Genomic DNA, 16,895 nt, shown 5'->3' on the forward strand with positions numbered 1-16,895 from the left:
GTGCCATGAACACCTCAACGAGCACCACCGAAGCACCACCACGGAGAAGTCGGTTGGCTTCCCTGATCCGCCAACTCTGGTTCCAAGTCCTCGTCTGCGCCGTCCTCGGCATTGCCGTCGGCATCCTGGCGCCCGACGTCGGCAAGGCCGTCAGCCCACTCAACGACTGGTTCATCGGCCTGGTCAAGATGATCGTCGTCCCGGTGGTGTTCTGCGTGGTCACGCTTGGCATCGCATCGATGGACAGCCTGCGCAAGGCCGGGCGAATCGGCGCCAAGGCGCTGGGCTACTTCCTGGTCTTCTCCCTGGGTTCGATGCTGATCGGGTTGGTCGTCGCCAACGTCTTCAAACCCGGCGCTGGGATGAACATCGACGTCAGCACGCTGGACGCCAGCAAGATTCCCGGCGTCGACTCCGGCGAGAAGATTGGCGTCGTCGAGTTCATCACCAACGTCATCCCCGACTCCCTGTTCGGCGCGATCACCGGCCACGCCATCCTCTCGGCCCTGCTGGTCTCGCTGCTGATCGGTTGCGCGCTCAACGTCACCAAGTCCCACAGCGCCCCCATCACAGCGCTCATCGAGTCGCTGTCCCACGTCGTGTTCAAGATCGTGGGCTGGGTGATGCGCCTGGCACCCATCGGCACCTTCGGCGCACTCGCCTCGGTGGTCGCCAAGTACGGCGCATCGAGCCTGCAGAACCTCGGCTTCCTGATCCTGCTGTTCACCGGAACGTGCGTCATCTACGTCGTCGTCATCCTCGGCCTCATCTCCCGTGCGTGCGGCCTGAACGTCTTCACCCTGATGCGCTACTTCAAGACCGAATTGCTCATCGCGCTGTCCACCTGCTCCAGCGAAGCCGTGCTGCCCCAGTTGGTCCGCAAGCTCGAACACCTCGGCGTGGAACGCTCGGTCGTCGGGCTCGTCATCCCCGCCGGCTTCTCGTTCAACCTCGACGGCTCCGCGGTGTACCTCACCATGGCTTCGCTGTTCCTGGCCCAAGCGGTCGGCATCGACCTGACCTGGCAGCAGCAACTCGTCATGGTCGGGGTGATGATGTTGACCAGCAAGGGCACCGCCGGAATCGCCGGCGGCGCGTTCATCGTGCTGGCGTCCACGATCACTGCCGTGGGCCACGTCCCCCTGGCCGCGCTGGCGCTGATCGTCGGCATCGACCGCCTGCTCAACGAAGGACGCGTCTTCATCAACGTCCTCGGCAACGTCCTCGGCGCCATCGTCATCGGCAAGTGGGAGAACGGCTTCGACGACGAGCGCGCCCGCGAGGTACTCGCTGGTGACATCGAGTTCCGTATCGACGACGAAGACACGGACGAGGCGCCCGCTGCTGATCAAACCCCAGCCGCCGAGGGCCATCCCGTCGTCGCCGCTTCCCCGGACCGCGCCACCGCCCACCTATCCTCGTAACCATGTCCAGCACCCATCGCATCGCGGTCATCCCCGGCGACGGAATCGGCACCGAAGTGGTCCCCGAAGGGCTGCGGGTCCTCGACGCAGCTGCCGCGGCGTTCGACTTCACGCTCGACTGCGAGCACTTCGACCACTCCAGCGCCGACTACTACGTCAAGCATGGAAAGATGCTGCCGGACAACTGGTTCGATGAACTGCGCGGGTTCGACGCCATCTTCTTCGGCGCCGTCGGTTGGCCCGAGGTGGTGCCCGACCACGTGTCGCTGTGGGGCAGCCTGCTGCAGTTCCGCCGCGCATTCGACCAGTACGTGAATCTGCGGCCCGTCCGGCTGATGCCTGGAGTGCCCAGTCCGCTGGCCGGACGTAAGCCTGGCGACGTCGACTTCTATGTCGTGCGGGAGAACACCGAAGGCGAATACTCCAGCATCGGGGGGAAGATCTTCGAGGGCACCGACCGCGAAACCGTCATGCAGGAAACCGTCATGACGCGCACCGGCGTGGATCGAATCCTGAAGTTCGCGTTCGAACTTGCGCAGACGCGTCCGAAGAAACACCTCACCTCGGCCACCAAGAGCAACGGCATTTCCATCACCATGCCGTACTGGGACGAACGCGTGCAGGCAATGGCCGCCAACTACCCCGAAATCGACGTAGACAAGTACCACATCGACATCCTCGCGGCGAATTTCGTCATGCACCCGGACTGGTTCGACGTCGTCGTCGCGTCGAACCTGTTCGGCGACATCCTCTCCGACCTCGGCCCAGCCTGCACCGGCACCATCGGCATAGCACCCAGCGCCAACATCAACCCCGAACGCACCTACCCCAGCCTGTTCGAACCCGTCCACGGTTCCGCACCCGACATCGCAGGCCGCGGGATCGCCAATCCGATCGGCCAGATCTGGTGCGCTTCAATGATGTTGGAGCACCTCGGTGAACACGACGCGGCAGCCGCGGTGCTCAACGCGGTCGAGAGCGTGCTGGCCCGCGGCGCCAAGTCACTCACGCCCGACATGGGCGGCACGGCCACCACCGACACCCTCGGCAAGGCGGTCGCCGACGCGGTGGCGATGACTTAACCGGGTGACCGAGGCGTTCACGCTTGCCTCGCCCCGACTGGTGCAGCGCCTAGGTCGGCCGACAACAGAGGCACACCATGGCGCAACAGGATGGCTCCGGGCAGGTCGAACGGCCAATGTCGTTCTGCGAAGACGATCTGCTGGACCGCCAGGGAAGCGCCCACCGTGAACGTCCCGGTTCGCAGACCCGTCAACCAGCCCTGCCGGACCACGGCGAGGGCGCCGTCGATGGTCACGGCGATCTTGAGTTCAACGTTGATGGTGGCGACCGAGGCGCCGTCGATGAAGACTTCGATCGCGGGTCGGTGACTCGACTCGACCGTGTGTGCCGCCAAAGCGACGATCTCCTCGGTCAACGGTGCGGAATGTGTTCGTTGAGCGGCTTGTCTGAGCGCGTCATACCGCTTCCAGCCCATGATGACCACGTCGGCCAGATCAGCCGACAGCAGTTCATCGGTCTTGCTTGCCAGCTCGTGCTCAACGATCGCGTTGAGGCCCACCGGACAGCGAACGTGAGCTGCGACAGTGCCGTTCCTGCGCAGCGAATCAGCCAGCACCTCAGCGGAATTGGTACTCGAGATGCCGAATAGGAGGTCGCGCGCGGTCGCGCTTCCGCCGAGTGCTGTTGTGGTCATCGTTCGCTTCTCTCGATCGTGTGGGTCGTCGAACCTGGATGGACACATAGGCGGATGGCGTGCGAGCCCTGTCCCGGTGCCTCCCGGAGCGCAACCTCGGGCGGGCCGCCCGGGCGCGGTACCACGCGAACGCGCACGGTCGGTGTGGGCGGCCGCGGTCTGCGCAGCGCGCGGTAGACCAGCGCGGCCACGATCACCGCGGCGGCGAGCACCAGAAGGACGATGAACACGATCACACCGTCATTGGGTGGTGGATCGGTTGTCGGCAGCGCCGTGGTCGTCGGCCCGGCCGGGCTCTCGTCCACAGTGAACGACGCGGTTCGGGTGACCGAACCGTCGACGCACGAGGCGCGCAGCGCGACCGTCCCCGTGGCGTCCTCCGGAACGGTGAATGCCGTCCGGAATCCACCGGCGCCGTCCGCGGATACGGCCTGGAGCGTGTGACCATCAAAGTCCAGTTGCACCTGCCGAGAGTCGTTGTAGCAGAAGAAGCCTGCACCGGTCACGGTCACCAGGTCGCCTGCGGCACCGCGGGCCGGATCCAGCGCGACTGTCGTGACGGTGGCCGGGGCGCCGGTAGTCACCGTCTCCGTCACGGAGAACTGCGCTTCGTCGACGATGTCGGGGTTGTTGGCACAGGTTGCTCGCACGGTGTTCAGGCCGGCCTGAGCATCGCCTGGAACAGCGAATGGCTCGTCGAACGATCCGGAGTCGGTCGTCGTCAAATAGCTTCCGTTCCAATACAGGTCGACGCCTCCGTCACCGCATGCGAAGTCAGTGCCGATTGCCCGGATAGTCGATCCGGCTGGACCTCGGCTGCTGTCGAGTTCCAGTGTGGGAGCAGCGGCGGCAAGAACCGTGAAGTCGGCGGCATCGTCGCCGGCGGATCCGCATGTCGCAGTGATCGTGCGGGTGCCGGGATCGCCTGCCGGCACGGTGAACTCACCGCTGGGAGAAACCACGATTGCCTGGTTCCCCCAACGCAGTACGACTTCATCGGTGCAGCCGTGCAACGTCGCCGTTGCCTGGCTGCCCGGTTGACCTTCGGACGGCGAGAAGGTCAGCTCGAGTTCGACGTGCGGATGGTCGATGGTGAATGTCCGGTGTGCGAGCGCGCCGCCGTAGCACTGCACGGATACATCGACTGAAATGATGGCGGGGTCCGTCGGCGCGACGAAAGTCGCCGTGTCCATTGTCACCCCGATCCTTTGAGCGGGGCCGGCGTCGAAGTACAAGCCCCGACAGACCGTCGGTGGTGTCGCCGTGGCGGTGAACGTCATGCCTGGTGGCCCCGACGTCGGGGACAGCGTCAGCGTCGGGACTTCCTGATCGACAGCGGGAAGCGGCGGCCCCGGTCCTGGTGTCCCGGGATCCGCCCAAGCCAGGCCGCCAGACACGATCGCCGCCGCGGTCGCACACGCGACGGCTGCGCCCACGCGCCCCCGCGCGTTGCGGCTTCCCGTCAGACCACCCCCGGACATCGTCCAAGGATCCCGGCCGCGAGATGGAATGACGTGAGTAGCCCACTACTCGATTTCGTGGAGACGACGGATCTGCCGCGATGACATTGCCGTGCGCCACCGGTCTACGTGAGTATGGAAAGCGTGGATCTCCCCGTACTGCCACCGCTGGAGCCGATGTTGGCCAAGGCCACGGAGAAGGTGCCCGACGATCCCGGCGTCTGGTCCTACGAGCCGAAGTGGGACGGGTTCCGTGCGCTGGTGTTCCGCGACGGCGACGAGGTGGTGGTGCTCTCGCGCAGCGGCAAGGAGCTGGGCCGGTACTTCCCGGAGCTGGTCGAGTCGCTGCGTGCGGAGCTGGCGCCGCGGTGCGTCCTCGACGGTGAGGTGGTGGTGCCGCGGGAGATCGACGGCCGGACCCGGCTGGACTGGGAGTCGCTGAGCCAGCGCATCCACCCCGCAGAGAGCCGGATCCGGATGCTCGCCGAAGAAACCCCTGCCCACTTCATCGGATTCGACGCCCTGGCCACGGGCGATCGCTCGTTGTTGAAGGAGCCGTTCCGCGAGCGCAGGCAGGCGCTGGTCGACCTGGTCGACGAGAAGCAGTGGTGCCACGTCACCCGCACCACCGAGGATCCCGAACTGGGTACGCATTGGCTGACCACCTTCGAGGGCGCGGGCCTCGACGGCGTCATCGCCAAGCGTCTGGACGGGCACTACCTGCCCGGCAAGCGGGAGATGGTCAAGGTGAAGCACAAGCGCGACGCCGACTGCGTGGCGATCGGCTACCGGATCCACAAGAGCGGAGAAGGCGTCGGATCGATCCTGCTCGGCCTCTACCGCGACGACGGCGAACTCCAGATGATCGGCGGCGCAGCATCTTTCAGCGTCAAGGACAGGATCAAACTGCTCGCCGACCTCGAGCCGCTGCGCAAGGGCGACGAGGTCCTCGACGGGGAGCCGAGCCGCTGGAACTCCGCCGCCGACAAGCGGTGGATCCCGGTGCGGCCGGAGAGGGTGGCTGAGGTGGCGTACGACCAGATGGAGGGCAATACGGTCCACGGTCAACGGTTCCGGCATGCGGTGAAATTCGTTCGGTGGCGCCCGGACCGCGACCCTGCCAGTTGCACGTTCGACCAGCTCGACGTGCCCTTGAACTACGATCTGTCCGACGTATTGGAGCGCTGAGATGGCCACGCCCGCAGAGGAACTCGACGTCGACGGCGTCAAGGTTCGACTGACCAGCCCCGACAAGGTGTACTTCCCGAAGCTCGGATCGGGGGGAACGAAGCGCAACGTCGTGGACTACTACCTGGCCGTGGCCGCTCGGATGGTTGCGCTGCTGCACGACCGTCCCACCCACCTGCAGCGCTTCCCCGACGGCATCGAGGGTGAGGAGATCTACCAAAAGCGGGTTCCCGAAAAGCATCCCGACTACCTCGAGACCTGCACGGTGACGTTCCCGTCCGGCCGGACCGCGGATGCGCTCAAGGTGACCCACCCGTCGGCGATCGCGTGGGCGGCGCAGATGGGCACCATCACGTTTCACCCGTGGCAGGTGCGCTGCCCCGACACCGAGCACCCCGACGAATTGCGCGTCGACCTGGATCCGCAGCCGGGCACCGGATTCAACGACGCTCGATCGATCGCGGTGGAGGTGCTCAAGCCGCTGCTCGACGAGCTGGGTCTGGCCGGCTATCCGAAGACGTCGGGCGGTCGCGGCGTGCACGTGTTCATCCGGATCAAGCCGGACTGGGACTTCGTCGCCGTCCGCCGGGCCGGCATCGCACTGGCGCGCGAGGTCGAGCGCCGCGCGCCGGACGCGGTAACCACGTCGTGGTGGAAGGAGGAACGTGGCGAGCGCCTCTTCATCGACTACAACCAAAATGCTCGCGACCGCACCTTTGCCTCGGCGTACTCGGTCCGTCGCACCGAGATCGCGACCGTCTCCACCCCGTTGAGCTGGGCCGACCTGGCGAATGCCGACCCGGACGACTACACCATCGCCACCGTGCCGGACCTGGTGGCCAAGCGCGACGACCCATGGGCCGACATCGAGTCCGTCGCGCACTCCATCGACCCGCTACTGGACATGGTCGCCGCCGACGAGGAGCGCGGACTGGGCGATCTGCCGTATCCGCCGAACTACCCGAAGATGCCTGGCGAGCCAAAGCGCGTACAGCCGTCGAAGGACACCGACCGCAAGCGCGATTAGCAGATGGTCAGGACGACGTCGTCGAGAAGACCTTCCGGATCAGGCGTGACGAGCCACGTCTCGGCCGTCGTGTAGGCCGCCACCGAACTCAGTTCCGCCGCGCCGACCAGCAGGAACGGCCATAATGCGCCGGCGAGCACGCTGAGCACGAAGCTGTCCAGGAGCGGTCGGGTCCGGTCGCCGAGGCGGCGGCTCGCGGCGAACGCGATCGCCGTGGTCACCCCCCAGGCGCCCATATAGATCCACACCAACGTCATGAACACGGCTTCCCCCTACCCCGATGGACGGTCCCAGTGTGTTCCCGCTCACACACCGCCCGCAACTTTACGGGCCCGACAATTATTTGGACGCGTAAGCGGGTGATTCGACCGAGGCTAGCGGCGGCAGCATGCAGCCGGACCCACTGCGCGGGGGAGGAAGAGGGGTAGATCGAAGGTCGACGCCTCGTGTTGGCGTGATCTCAGTCGAGGCCCGACGACAGCGTCGCCTTCCCCGTCTGCTGCTGACCACCCCGGTCGATCCAGACCAGGTCCACCACGTCACCCGGATAGTGCCGGTCGAGCACACTTGTCAGCGCCGTGGCCGAATTCAATTGGGCGCCATTGATGCTGAGCAGCACGTCGCCGTCTTGCAGGCCGGCCACCTGGGCCGGTCCGCCGCGGAGCACCTCGCGCAGCAGCACGCCCGGCAGGTTCTTCTCCTGGTCCCCGCTGCTCACGCCGACGCCGAGCAGGGTCGGGGGCCCGATGTGCACGGTGTCGGACGGTGTGCGCGAACGGATCTGGTTGGCCACGGGCAGCGCGTCGTTGATCGGAATGGCAAAGCCCTCGCCACCCGGCTCCATCCTGAAGTTCACCGTTGCCGCGGTGGTGATGCCGACGACCTGACCCGCACCGTTGATCAGCGGACCGCCGGAGTCGCCTGCCCTGACCGGCGCGGCCACCTCGATCAGCCCGAACACCTGCTCGGAACTCCCGGTCAGTTCGTCCTTGGCCGAGATCGTCCGGCCGAAGCCGACCACGGTGCCCGTCTCATTGGTCAGCGGACTGCCGCTGCCGCGGGCGTTGCCGAGCGCGACGACGGGATCGCCGACGGCGAGTGTCGACGAATCACCCAGCTGGGCGGCGGGCAGACCACCGCCGGTACCGCGCAATTGCAGCACCGCGATGTCGCGGCCCCGGTCGTAGCCGACCAGATCGACGGGATAGGGGAGTCCGAGCGCTGTCACCGTGATGCTGTCGGCACCCTGGACGACGTGGAAGTTCGTCAGGATCGTGCCGCTGGGGTCGATGATGACGCCGGTTCCAGCGCCGATCGCGTGCTGGTAGTTGATGACCGTGTCGACGCGCACCACCGCCGGTTCGACCATCGCGACAGCTGAGGACAGGTCGGCGGGTGCCGCCACGGCCGGTGCGGGTGCGACCGCGGGTATTGCTAGGCCGACGACGGCCGCCAAGACGCCGACGATGACTCGCCAGCGGAATCCGAACGTCCCCATGCTCCGCCTTACCTAGATGTATCCCACGATTCTTCCGGGGAGTACCCAGGCTGTCGACGCGTGCACAAACAACTGCTCGACGGGATCAGTCGTCGAGGGCGACACCACCGCGTGACCGCCGGAACAACGACTTGCCCGACGGGCGTCGATTGCGCAGCTTGCCTGCGGACTCCTCGTCGTTCTCAGTTTTATCGTCGTCGGCATCGGCCGTGTTAGCGGGTTCGTCGACCTCAGTGACCTCAGAGGTCTCTTCCGTCGCACCAGCCTCGTCGATCTGCTCGGCCTCGACCGGCTCGTCGAGTTCCACGGCGGTGTCCGGCGCTTCCGAATCGGAATCGACGCTCTTCTCGTCGGTGTCGGACGCCGCGTCGGTTGCGGGCTCCGCGTCGACCGTCTCGTCCGTCTCCGCGTCTTCCGTGTCGTCGGCAGCCTTGCCGCGCCCACGGCGTCGCGTCTGGGTCTTTGGCTTCAGCGGCTTCGGCGGGGGTGGCGGCAATTCGGCGGTGAACGCGAGATGGAAGCCCAACGCAGCCAGCAGGGCGATCGCGGCGGCCGCGCCGTAGATGCCGAACAGCCACTGGCCTGCGCTGTCCAGGCTCAGCCAGATCTCGCTGATCGCCGCGCCGATGATGAGGACGCCCGCAAGAACGTGCAGGGCGATCGACCAGAACCGCAACGTCAGTGCCAGCTGCGGAGTGCCCAACTCGGGCTTGCGGGTCCGCAGCAGCGTGAACACGACGGGAAGTGCAGCCAGGCCGACCAACGCGCCCGTCACGATGCGCAGGGCCGTGCCGAGGGTGTGCGACGTATCGCCCAGCAGCTCGGGCCAGCGCGGCAACACGAAGAAGAAGTACAGAACTGCAGCAAGGATCAGAAACGTCGAGTGCCACAACACCGCGATCCAGCGCCGCATGCTCCTCCTTGAGTTTCGAGGGGCCGGGGCGCGATCTGCCGTGAGCAGATCGCACCCCGGGCCACTGCGGAGGATAGGGGATTTGAACCCCTGAGGGCGTTAACCCAACCCGCGTTCCAGGCGAGCGCCATAGGCCACTAGGCGAATCCTCCGCGGGCAATGGTAGCCGACCGCCCGTGGACTCCCCACCAGCCGAGGCGGCCGCGGGTACTACACTCGACCCGGACCCCGCGCGGCGTCCATCCTGTGAACTCCCCCAGGGCCGGAAGGCAGCAAGGGTCAATGGGCTCTGGCGGGTGCGCGGGGTCCCCTTACTTTCTCAGCGGCTGGAAAGGCGCGCGCCGTGTCGTTTGAATCCCTCGGCCGTGACGAACTGCACGCGCAGCACGAGCTGCAGCGCCGCAACTACGCCGACCTGCAGGCCAAGAAGCTCAGCCTCGACCTGACCCGCGGCAAGCCGTCGAACGCGCAGCTCGACCTGTCCAACGACCTGCTGGGTCTTCCCGGTCCCGACGACTACCGCGACCGCGACGGCACCGACACCCGCAACTACGGCGGCCTGCACGGATTGCCGGAGCTGCGGGCGATCTTCGGCGAGCTGCTGGGCGGCATCCCGGTGCCCAACCTGATCGCGGGCAACAACGCCAGCCTCGAGTTCATGCACGACGCCGTGGTGTTCTCGCTGTTGCACGGCGGGGTGGATTCGCCGCGGCCGTGGAAGGACGAGCCGGGAATCAAGTTCCTGTGCCCCTCGCCCGGCTACGACCGGCACTTCGCGATCACCGAAACCTTCGACATCGAGATGGTTCCCGTGCCGATGCGTGACGACGGCCCCGACGTCGACCTCATCGAGGAACTGGTCGCACGGGACTCCGCGATCAAGGGCATGTGGTGCGTCCCGGTGTTCTCCAACCCGACGGGCGCCACGTACTCCTGGGAGGTCGTCCGCCGGCTGGTGCAAATGAAAACGGCTGCAACGGATTTCCGCTTGTTCTGGGACAACGCCTACGCAGTGCACACGTTGACCCACGACTTCCCCCCGCAGGTCGACGTGATCGGCCTGGCCGCGACGGCGGGCAACCCGCACCGGCCGCTGGTGTTCGCGTCGACCTCCAAGATCACGTTCGCGGGCGCGGGCGTCGGCTTCTTCGGCGGCTCGCTCGGCAACATCGCCTGGTATCTGCAGTACTCCGGCAAGAAGTCGATCGGCCCGGACAAGGTCAATCAACTCCGTCATCTGCGGTTCTTCGGAGACGCCGACGGCGTGCGGCTGCACATGCAGCGTCACCAGCAGCTGCTGGCGCCCAAGTTCGCGGCGGTCGCCGAGATCCTCGACGACCGGCTAGGTGACTCCAAGATCGCGTCGTGGACCGACCCGAAGGGCGGCTACTTCGTCAGCGTGGACGTGTTGCCGGGCACCGCGCGCAAGACCATCGCCCTTGCCAAGGACGCAGGCATCGCGGTGACCGAGGCGGGTGCGGCGTTCCCGTATCGAAAGGATCCGGAGGACAAGAACATTCGGATCGCTCCGTCGTTCCCCTCGATGCCGGACCTGCGCGAGGCGATCGACGGCCTGGCGACGTGCGCTCTGCTTTCGGCGACTGAGTCGCTGCTGGCGCGCGACTAGTCTCGGGCTCGTCACCGCGTCTGGGTAGCCTTCATCCGTGGCTCTCTACCGCAAGTACCGGCCGGCGACGTTCGGCGAAGTAGTCGGCCAGGAACACGTCACCGAACCGCTGTCGACCGCGCTCTCCTCGGGCCGGATCAACCATGCGTACCTGTTCTCCGGCCCGCGTGGGTGTGGCAAGACGTCCTCGGCGCGCATCCTGGCGCGCTCGCTGAACTGCGATCAAGGGCCGACGCCCACGCCGTGCGGCGTGTGCAACTCCTGCGTCGCGCTGGCTCCGAACGGTCCCGGCAACGTCGACGTGGTCGAACTCGACGCGGCCAGTCACGGCGGCGTCGACGACACCAGGGAATTGCGCGACAGGGCGTTCTACGCCCCGGCCCAGTCGCGGTACCGCATCTTCATCATCGACGAGGCGCACATGGTGACGACGGCGGGCTTCAACGCGCTGCTGAAGATCGTCGAGGAACCGCCGGAGCACCTGATCTTCGTGTTCGCCACCACCGAGCCGGAGAAGGTGCTGCCGACCATCCGTTCGCGCACCCACCACTATCCGTTCCGGCTGCTCGCCCCCAAGACCATGCGTGGCCTGCTCGAACGCATCTGCGCGCAGGAGAACGTCGTCGTCGACGACGCCGTGTACCCGTTGGTGATCAGGGCAGGTGGCGGCTCGCCACGCGACACGCTTTCGGTGCTCGACCAACTGCTCGCCGGTGCCGACCAAAACCGGGTTGTGTATCAGCGGGCGCTGGCGCTGCTGGGCGCCACCGACCTCGCATTGATCGACGATTCCGTCGACGCACTGGCCGCCGGTGACGCCGCGGCGCTGTTCGGGGCGGTCGAGTCGGTGATCGACGCTGGCCACGACCCTCGGCGGTTCGCCGTCGACCTGCTGGAACGGTTCCGCGACCTCATCGTGCTGCAGGCCGTTCCCGACGCCGCGTCGCGCGGTGTGGTCGACGCGCCCGACGACGTGCTCGAGCGGATGCGCGGCCAGACCGAGCGGCTCGGCACCGCGACGTTGGCCCGGTATGCCGAAGTCGTGCACGCGGGTCTCGGCGAGATGCGCGGAGCCACCGCGCCGCGCCTGCTGCTGGAAGTGGTGTGTGCGCGGCTTCTGCTGCCGTCGGCGAGTGATACGGAAGCTGCTCTGCTGCAACGGATCGAGCGCATCGAGACCCGGCTGGACATGTCCATCCCCGCCGCGGAAGGCGCCGTCGGTCAGCCCGGCGTCGCGGAGGCGTCCAAGCAGTTCACCCGCAAGAGCCGCGCGCCCGAGGCGCCGCCGCCCGTCGAAGCACCCGTAGCCGAGGTGCGAGCCGCCCCGGAGCCCGCGCCATCGCCCCCGGCACCCAGGGTCGACCCCGCGCCGAAGCCGGTCGCAGCGCCGCCGCCTCCGCGTCCCGTCATGGAGCCTGCCGCCGCACCGGAGCCCGCCGTCGCGCCACCGCCCGTCGCGGCACCGCCGCCCAACACGGGAGTGCCGGACGCCGCCGCCGTGCGCACCATGTGGACGACGGTGCGGGAGAAGGTGCGTGAGCGACGGCGCACCACCGACGTCATGCTCGACGGCGCGATCGTGGTCGCCGTCGATGGCGACACCCTGGTGCTCAGCCACGTGTCCGCGCCGCTGGCGAAGCGGCTCAACGAGGCGAACAACGTCGAGATCATCCGCGACGCGCTCAAGGACGCTCTTGGCGTGAACTGGGGCGTCCGCTGCGAAGCCGGCGCAGCCGCGGCGCCGCCACCGGTGGCACGGGCCGGCCAACCGGCCGCCGCAGCGCCACCCCCGCCCGTCGAGGACGACGAGGAGAGCATGCTCGCCGAAGCCGGGCGCGACGACCCCACGCCGCGGCGCGACCCCGAGGAAGTGGCCCTCGAGCTACTGAAGAGCGAGCTGGGCGCCCGCCGGGTCGACGACTAAGCCGACTAAGCCGACTAAGCCGTCCACCACGGCCGCAACGGCAGGTCGCCGTCGCCGCCCTTCGCGTTCAGCTTGACCGCCAGAACCTGGTGCAGCTGAACGACATTGGTCTCGAACCCGAGGCGTGACCCGGCCATGTACAGGCCCCACACCTTGGCGGTGGGGAGGCCGACTTCCTCGACGGCCTCGTCCCAGTGCTCCACGAGGTTGGCGCACCAGTCGCGGAGCGTCATCGCGTAGTGGTGGCGCAGGTTCTCCTCGTGCACCACCTCGAGGCCGACGTCCTGCGCCTCGGTGATGATGCGGCCCGATCCGGTGAGCTCGCCGTCGGGGAACACGTAGCGGTCGATGAAACCTCCCGCCGATGCGCCCGTCCGGTTGTCCGGCCGGGTGATGCAGTGGTTCAGCAGCAGGGCGCCGGTGCGCATCTTCGACTTGAGGAAGCGGAAGTACGACGGGTAGTTCTGCACGCCGATGTGCTCGGTCAACCCGATGGAGGACACCGCGTCGAACCCGGACTCGCGCACGTCGCGGTAGTCGCCGTGACGCACCTCGGCCAAGTCGGAAAGGCCCTGTTCGGCGATGGCCTTCTGCGCCCACGTCGCCTGCTCCTTGGACAGCGTGACACCGATGGCCTTGACCCCGTGCCTGGCGGCGTAGCGCACCATGCTGCCCCAGCCGCAGCCGACGTCGAGCAACCGGTCGCCCGGCTGCAGCCGCAGCTTCTCGAACACCAGGCGGTACTTGTTTTCCTGCGCCTCCTCCAGCGATGCCTCCGCGTTCGGGTAGCAGGCGCACGTGTACGTCATCGACGGGCCGAGCACGTATTCGTAGAACTTGTTCGAAACGTCGTAGTGGTGGTGAATGGCCTCGGCGTCGCGAGACTTGCTGTGCCGGAACCCTTCTGCGATACGGCGCCAACGGGGCAGCGCCTCCTGTGGGGGCGGCGCGATCGGCTTGAGCCGTTCGATGCCGATGGACCGGACGATGTTGGCCAGCACCCGCGCGGGTGGGCGCTTGAAGTCGAGCTTCTCGGCCAGCGCGCGCAGCAAGTCGTACGGGTCGCCGGGATGCACGCCGTGCGGCTCCAGATCACCGGAGACGTAGGCGCGGGCCAACCCCAGGTCACCGGGGGCGGTGGCCAGGTAGGTGGTGCCGCGGGGCGTGAGCAGGTCCAGGCCGAGGCTGGCGTTGTCGGGCCCTGCCGAGCTGCCGTCGTAGGCGGTGAACTTCAGTGGCAACTCGTCGCCCGCGGTGAAGATCTCGAGGATCTCGGCCAAGGTGAGCTTTTCGGGCTGGGCCGGTTCTCGGCCAGTGGTGGCGTCCTTGTAGGTGGTCATTGTCGTCGTACCGCCTTTGCATACAGGTCGAGCAAACGTGAATCGGGGTCGTAGATCTTCTTCACCGTCGTGTAGGTTTCCCCGCCGTAGAGCTCTTCGAACTCTTCGTTTGAGTAATACGCATCGGAGTAGAGCGATTTGTGTCCCTCGAGGTCGCTGACCTTTCTCTCGATCGCGCGGTTGGTCTGACCTTCTTCGGTACCGACGGGCACCGAAGACCAGAAGCCCACGTTGACGTAGGTGTGGTGCGCCCGGATCGGGTACAGCGGCCAGCCTGCGTCGTCGCGCAACCGTAGCGGGCACAGCCAGATGGGCTCGATCGGGACGTTCTCCAGGAACCAGTCGAGGAACTGAACGGTCCGCTCGACGGGCACCTCGATGTCCTGCACGACGCGCTCGCGAGGAGGCCTGCCGTTGCGCTTCTCGATGCGGTCGGCGATGTCGAAGCGCTGGTCGTACCCGATGAGCTTCCAGTAGACGCTGCTGCGCCGGTAGCGCCGCGGCCAGAGTCGTCGGATCTTCGGGTTCTGCGCGCCGAATGCCCGCGAGCACCAGAACCAGTCGGTATCCCAGCGCCACAGGTAATCGTGGATGGTCAGCCGGTCGTGCTTCTCGCCGGACGCGTGCTGGATGGACCGGTAGTAGATGTCCTGGCCGGTGTAGTCGCTGACGGGTCCGGGGGTCGACGTCTGCACGCCGAGGCACAGGTAACTCTCGTCGGCGCTGAACACCACGCCGTCGACGTAGTCGATGGGCGTGCCGTCGATGCCGCCCGTCTCGATGATCCGTTCCATCGTCTCGACCAAGTCCGTCAGCGACGTGAACCGCAGGTGCCGCAGGCTGACGAACGGCTTGACCGGCTCCAGTTCGATCTTCAACCGGACCGAGTAGCCAAGAGTCCCATAGGAATTCGGGAAGGCGCGGAACAGATCGGCATGCTCGTCGCGCGATGCGGTGACCACTTCGCCTGCGCCGGTGAGGATGTCCATCTCGAGCACCGACTCGTGCGGCAACCCGTTGCGGAACGACGCCGACTCGATGCCGAGGCCGGTGACCGCGCCGCCCAGCGTGATGGTCTTCAGTTGCGGCACCACCAGCGGCGAAAGACCGTAGGGGAGCGTGGCGGCGACGAGGTCTTCGTAGGTACACATGCCGGCGACGTCGGCGGTGCGCGCATCCGGATCGACGGCCAGCACGCCCGTCAGCCCGGAGGAATCCAGACCCTTCGCGTTCGACTTCGCTCTGACGCGAAACAGGTTGGAAGTTGGTTTGGCCAGCCGGACGGTGGCGTTCGGCGGGATGGCACGGTAGCTGGCGAGCAGCCTCTCTACGCCTTCGGCGTGAGCAGCCTGTGCGTCAGTGAAGACAGCAGACACGGATATACGCTAGTCCGCGGTCGCAGCCGATGCGACATCACGGAACCGGAATCACACTGCTTATCAAGGAGTTCACCGATGGGACAGGTCAGTGCGTCCAGCACCGTCTTGATCAACGCCACGCCAGAAGCTGTCCTCGCCGCGGTCGCCGACTACCAGACGGTCCGCCCGAAGATCCTCTCCTCGCACTACAGCGGATACCAGGTCCTGCAGGGTGGCCATGGGGCGGGCACCGTCGCCACGTGGAAGCTGCAGGCGACCGAGTCGCGGGTGCGCGACGTCAAGGCAGAAGTCGACGTCGCCGGGCATTCCGTCATCGAAAAGGACGCCAACTCGACGATGGTGACCACCTGGACCGTCGCCCCCGCAGGTACCGGTTCCACCGTCACCACCAAGACCACCTGGACCGGGGCCGGCGGGGTGAAGGGCTTCTTCGAGAAGACGTTCGCGCCGCTCGGGCTGCGCAAGATCCAGGCCGAGGTGCTGGAGAACCTCAAGAAGCAGGTCGAGGGCGCCTAGGCGCCCCGGCTATCCCGTTTGCGCCGGGCGTGTCGCCAGGAACCCGGCGATGCCGCGCACCACGGCGTCGGCGTACTTCTGCCTGCCCTCGGGGGACTCGATCAGCGCCGAATCGGCCGGGTTCTTCATGTTGCCCAGCTCCACCAGAACAGACGGGTACTGCGCCAGGTTCAGCCCGGCCAGATCGGCCCGCGGGTACAGGCCGCCCTGGCCGATGTAGTTGGAGGCCGTGAGACCCGAAGCCTGCAGCTGGTCGCGCATGATCTGGGCGAACTGGACCGCGGGCCCGGCCTGCGCGTCGTTGAGGGGCGGCGCCGAGTAGCAGACGTGGAAGCCGCGGCCGGTCGCTGGACCACCGTCGGCGTGGATGCTCACGATGGCGTCGGGTTTCAGGGCGTTGGCCATCGCGGCCCGCTCGTCGACGCACGGACCCACCGCGTCGTCGTTGCCGCGTGACATCGCGGTGCGCACGCCAAGCGCCGTCAACGCCTGGCGGATCCGCAGCACGGTCTCCCAGGTGAAGCTGTGCTCGGGATACCCGCTGTTCGAAGACGTCCCGCTGGCCTGGCAGTCCTTGGTGCCACCGCGGCCGGTCGGCACCTGACGGCCGATCGACGCGTCGTTGGCGCCGTTGTGGCCGGGATCGAGGAAGACGATCCGCCCGGCGATGTTCGCGGGTGCCGCGGTCGCGGCCGGAAGCGCGGATGCCGAGGTCGCGACGAGGAGGGCGAGGGCAAGGGCCGTGATCTTGCGGCTGCCGACACGCAGGCTGACTGGGACGTGCACGGCGCCACGCTAGCCCGCGGGGCGACTACGCTTGAACTGCAAATCGCCTTGTCCGCGCATGCGCAATCAAGTCGAGACCAACCCGGTACCAATACG

15 protein-coding genes, 1 tRNA gene and 1 other RNA gene are annotated in these 16,895 nt (G+C 67.0%); 8 read left to right on the top strand and 9 right to left on the bottom strand.

Features of this window, described 5'->3' with window-relative positions; genetic code table 11:
* Positions 1-53: 53 nt before the first annotated feature.
* Together N536_RS40005 and N536_RS0131540 are read left to right on the top strand one after the other, a co-directional pair.
* Positions 54-1,424 (top strand): cation:dicarboxylate symporter family transporter, encoded by a 1,371-nt coding sequence (locus N536_RS40005; RefSeq protein WP_231514691.1) that lies wholly within the window; start codon positions 54-56, stop codon positions 1,422-1,424.
* Between the two features lie 2 nt (positions 1,425-1,426).
* Positions 1,427-2,506: a tartrate dehydrogenase gene (locus tag N536_RS0131540; protein WP_029117262.1), complete on the top strand. Its 1,080-nt coding sequence runs from the start codon at positions 1,427-1,429 to the stop codon at positions 2,504-2,506.
* A gap of 17 nt (positions 2,507-2,523) precedes the next feature.
* On the opposite strand, the gene N536_RS0131545 is transcribed toward N536_RS0131540, so the two are convergent.
* Positions 2,524-3,141, bottom strand: a complete 618-nt coding sequence (locus N536_RS0131545) for a hypothetical protein (protein ID WP_029117263.1) — start codon at positions 3,139-3,141, stop codon at positions 2,524-2,526.
* Positions 3,138-4,622, bottom strand: coding sequence for a hypothetical protein (locus N536_RS0131550; RefSeq protein WP_155948824.1), 1,485 nt, complete (start codon positions 4,620-4,622; stop codon positions 3,138-3,140). Before N536_RS0131550 ends, N536_RS0131545 begins: the two co-directional genes overlap by 4 nt.
* A 114-nt stretch (positions 4,623-4,736) precedes the next feature.
* Here N536_RS0131550 and N536_RS0131555 point away from each other — a divergent pair, with 114 nt between their 5' ends.
* The gene (locus N536_RS0131555; RefSeq protein ID WP_029117265.1) at positions 4,737-5,789 is read left to right on the top strand and encodes an ATP-dependent DNA ligase; all 1,053 of its coding nucleotides are present in this window, start codon (positions 4,737-4,739) and stop codon (positions 5,787-5,789) included.
* Between the two features lies 1 nt (position 5,790).
* Positions 5,791-6,816, top strand: coding sequence for a non-homologous end-joining DNA ligase (gene ligD / locus N536_RS0131560; RefSeq protein WP_029117266.1), 1,026 nt, complete (start codon positions 5,791-5,793; stop codon positions 6,814-6,816).
* Here the strand turns inward: ligD and N536_RS0131565 are convergent.
* The 4 genes from N536_RS0131565 to N536_RS0131580 all read right to left on the bottom strand — a co-directional run bounded on the left by N536_RS0131565 (position 6,813) and on the right by N536_RS0131580 (position 9,379).
* Entirely contained in the window at positions 6,813-7,079 is a 267-nt protein-coding gene (locus N536_RS0131565; protein WP_029117267.1) for a hypothetical protein, read from the bottom strand. The two genes, ligD and N536_RS0131565, sit on opposite strands and share 4 nt — an antisense overlap.
* A gap of 197 nt (positions 7,080-7,276) precedes the next feature.
* Entirely contained in the window at positions 7,277-8,314 is a 1,038-nt protein-coding gene (locus N536_RS0131570) for a S1C family serine protease (RefSeq protein WP_029117268.1), read from the bottom strand.
* Between the two features lie 85 nt (positions 8,315-8,399).
* Positions 8,400-9,227, bottom strand: a complete 828-nt coding sequence (locus tag N536_RS0131575) for a membrane protein (protein ID WP_029117269.1) — start codon at positions 9,225-9,227, stop codon at positions 8,400-8,402.
* 67 nt (positions 9,228-9,294) lie between these two features.
* Positions 9,295-9,379, bottom strand: a tRNA-Ser gene (locus N536_RS0131580).
* Positions 9,380-9,446: 67 nt separating this feature from the next.
* On the opposite strand from N536_RS0131580, the gene ffs reads away from it, so the two are divergent.
* The 3 genes from ffs to N536_RS0131590 all read left to right on the top strand — a co-directional run bounded on the left by ffs (position 9,447) and on the right by N536_RS0131590 (position 12,778).
* Positions 9,447-9,543: signal recognition particle sRNA small type (gene ffs / locus N536_RS41125), an RNA gene on the top strand.
* Between the two features lie 27 nt (positions 9,544-9,570).
* The gene (locus tag N536_RS0131585; protein WP_029117270.1) at positions 9,571-10,854 is read left to right on the top strand and encodes an aminotransferase class I/II-fold pyridoxal phosphate-dependent enzyme; all 1,284 of its coding nucleotides are present in this window, start codon (positions 9,571-9,573) and stop codon (positions 10,852-10,854) included.
* Between the two features lie 37 nt (positions 10,855-10,891).
* A complete protein-coding gene (locus N536_RS0131590) occupies positions 10,892-12,778 on the top strand; it encodes a DNA polymerase III subunits gamma/tau (RefSeq protein ID WP_029117271.1) in 1,887 nt (628 codons plus the stop codon).
* A gap of 14 nt (positions 12,779-12,792) precedes the next feature.
* On the opposite strand, the gene N536_RS0131595 is transcribed toward N536_RS0131590, so the two are convergent.
* Together N536_RS0131595 and N536_RS0131600 are read right to left on the bottom strand one after the other, a co-directional pair.
* On the bottom strand, positions 12,793-14,118 hold the full coding sequence (locus tag N536_RS0131595; RefSeq protein WP_029117272.1) for a class I SAM-dependent methyltransferase: 1,326 nt from the start codon (positions 14,116-14,118) through the stop codon (positions 12,793-12,795).
* On the bottom strand, positions 14,115-15,494 hold the full coding sequence (locus N536_RS0131600; protein ID WP_029117273.1) for an FAD-binding oxidoreductase: 1,380 nt from the start codon (positions 15,492-15,494) through the stop codon (positions 14,115-14,117). The genes N536_RS0131595 and N536_RS0131600 overlap by 4 nt, the downstream gene beginning before the upstream one ends.
* 78 nt (positions 15,495-15,572) lie before the next feature.
* Here N536_RS0131600 and N536_RS0131605 point away from each other — a divergent pair, with 78 nt between their 5' ends.
* Positions 15,573-16,013, top strand: coding sequence for an SRPBCC family protein (locus tag N536_RS0131605; RefSeq protein WP_029117274.1), 441 nt, complete (start codon positions 15,573-15,575; stop codon positions 16,011-16,013).
* A 9-nt stretch (positions 16,014-16,022) separates the two neighbouring features.
* Here N536_RS0131605 and N536_RS0131610 read toward each other — a convergent pair whose 3' ends face one another.
* Positions 16,023-16,799, bottom strand: coding sequence for an Rv3717 family N-acetylmuramoyl-L-alanine amidase (locus N536_RS0131610; RefSeq protein ID WP_081809466.1), 777 nt, complete (start codon positions 16,797-16,799; stop codon positions 16,023-16,025).
* Between the last annotated feature and the right edge of the window lie 96 nt (positions 16,800-16,895).

Origin of the sequence: Mycobacterium sp. URHB0044 (assembly GCF_000620625.1) — a bacterium.
Classification (GTDB): domain Bacteria; phylum Actinomycetota; class Actinomycetes; order Mycobacteriales; family Mycobacteriaceae; genus Mycobacterium.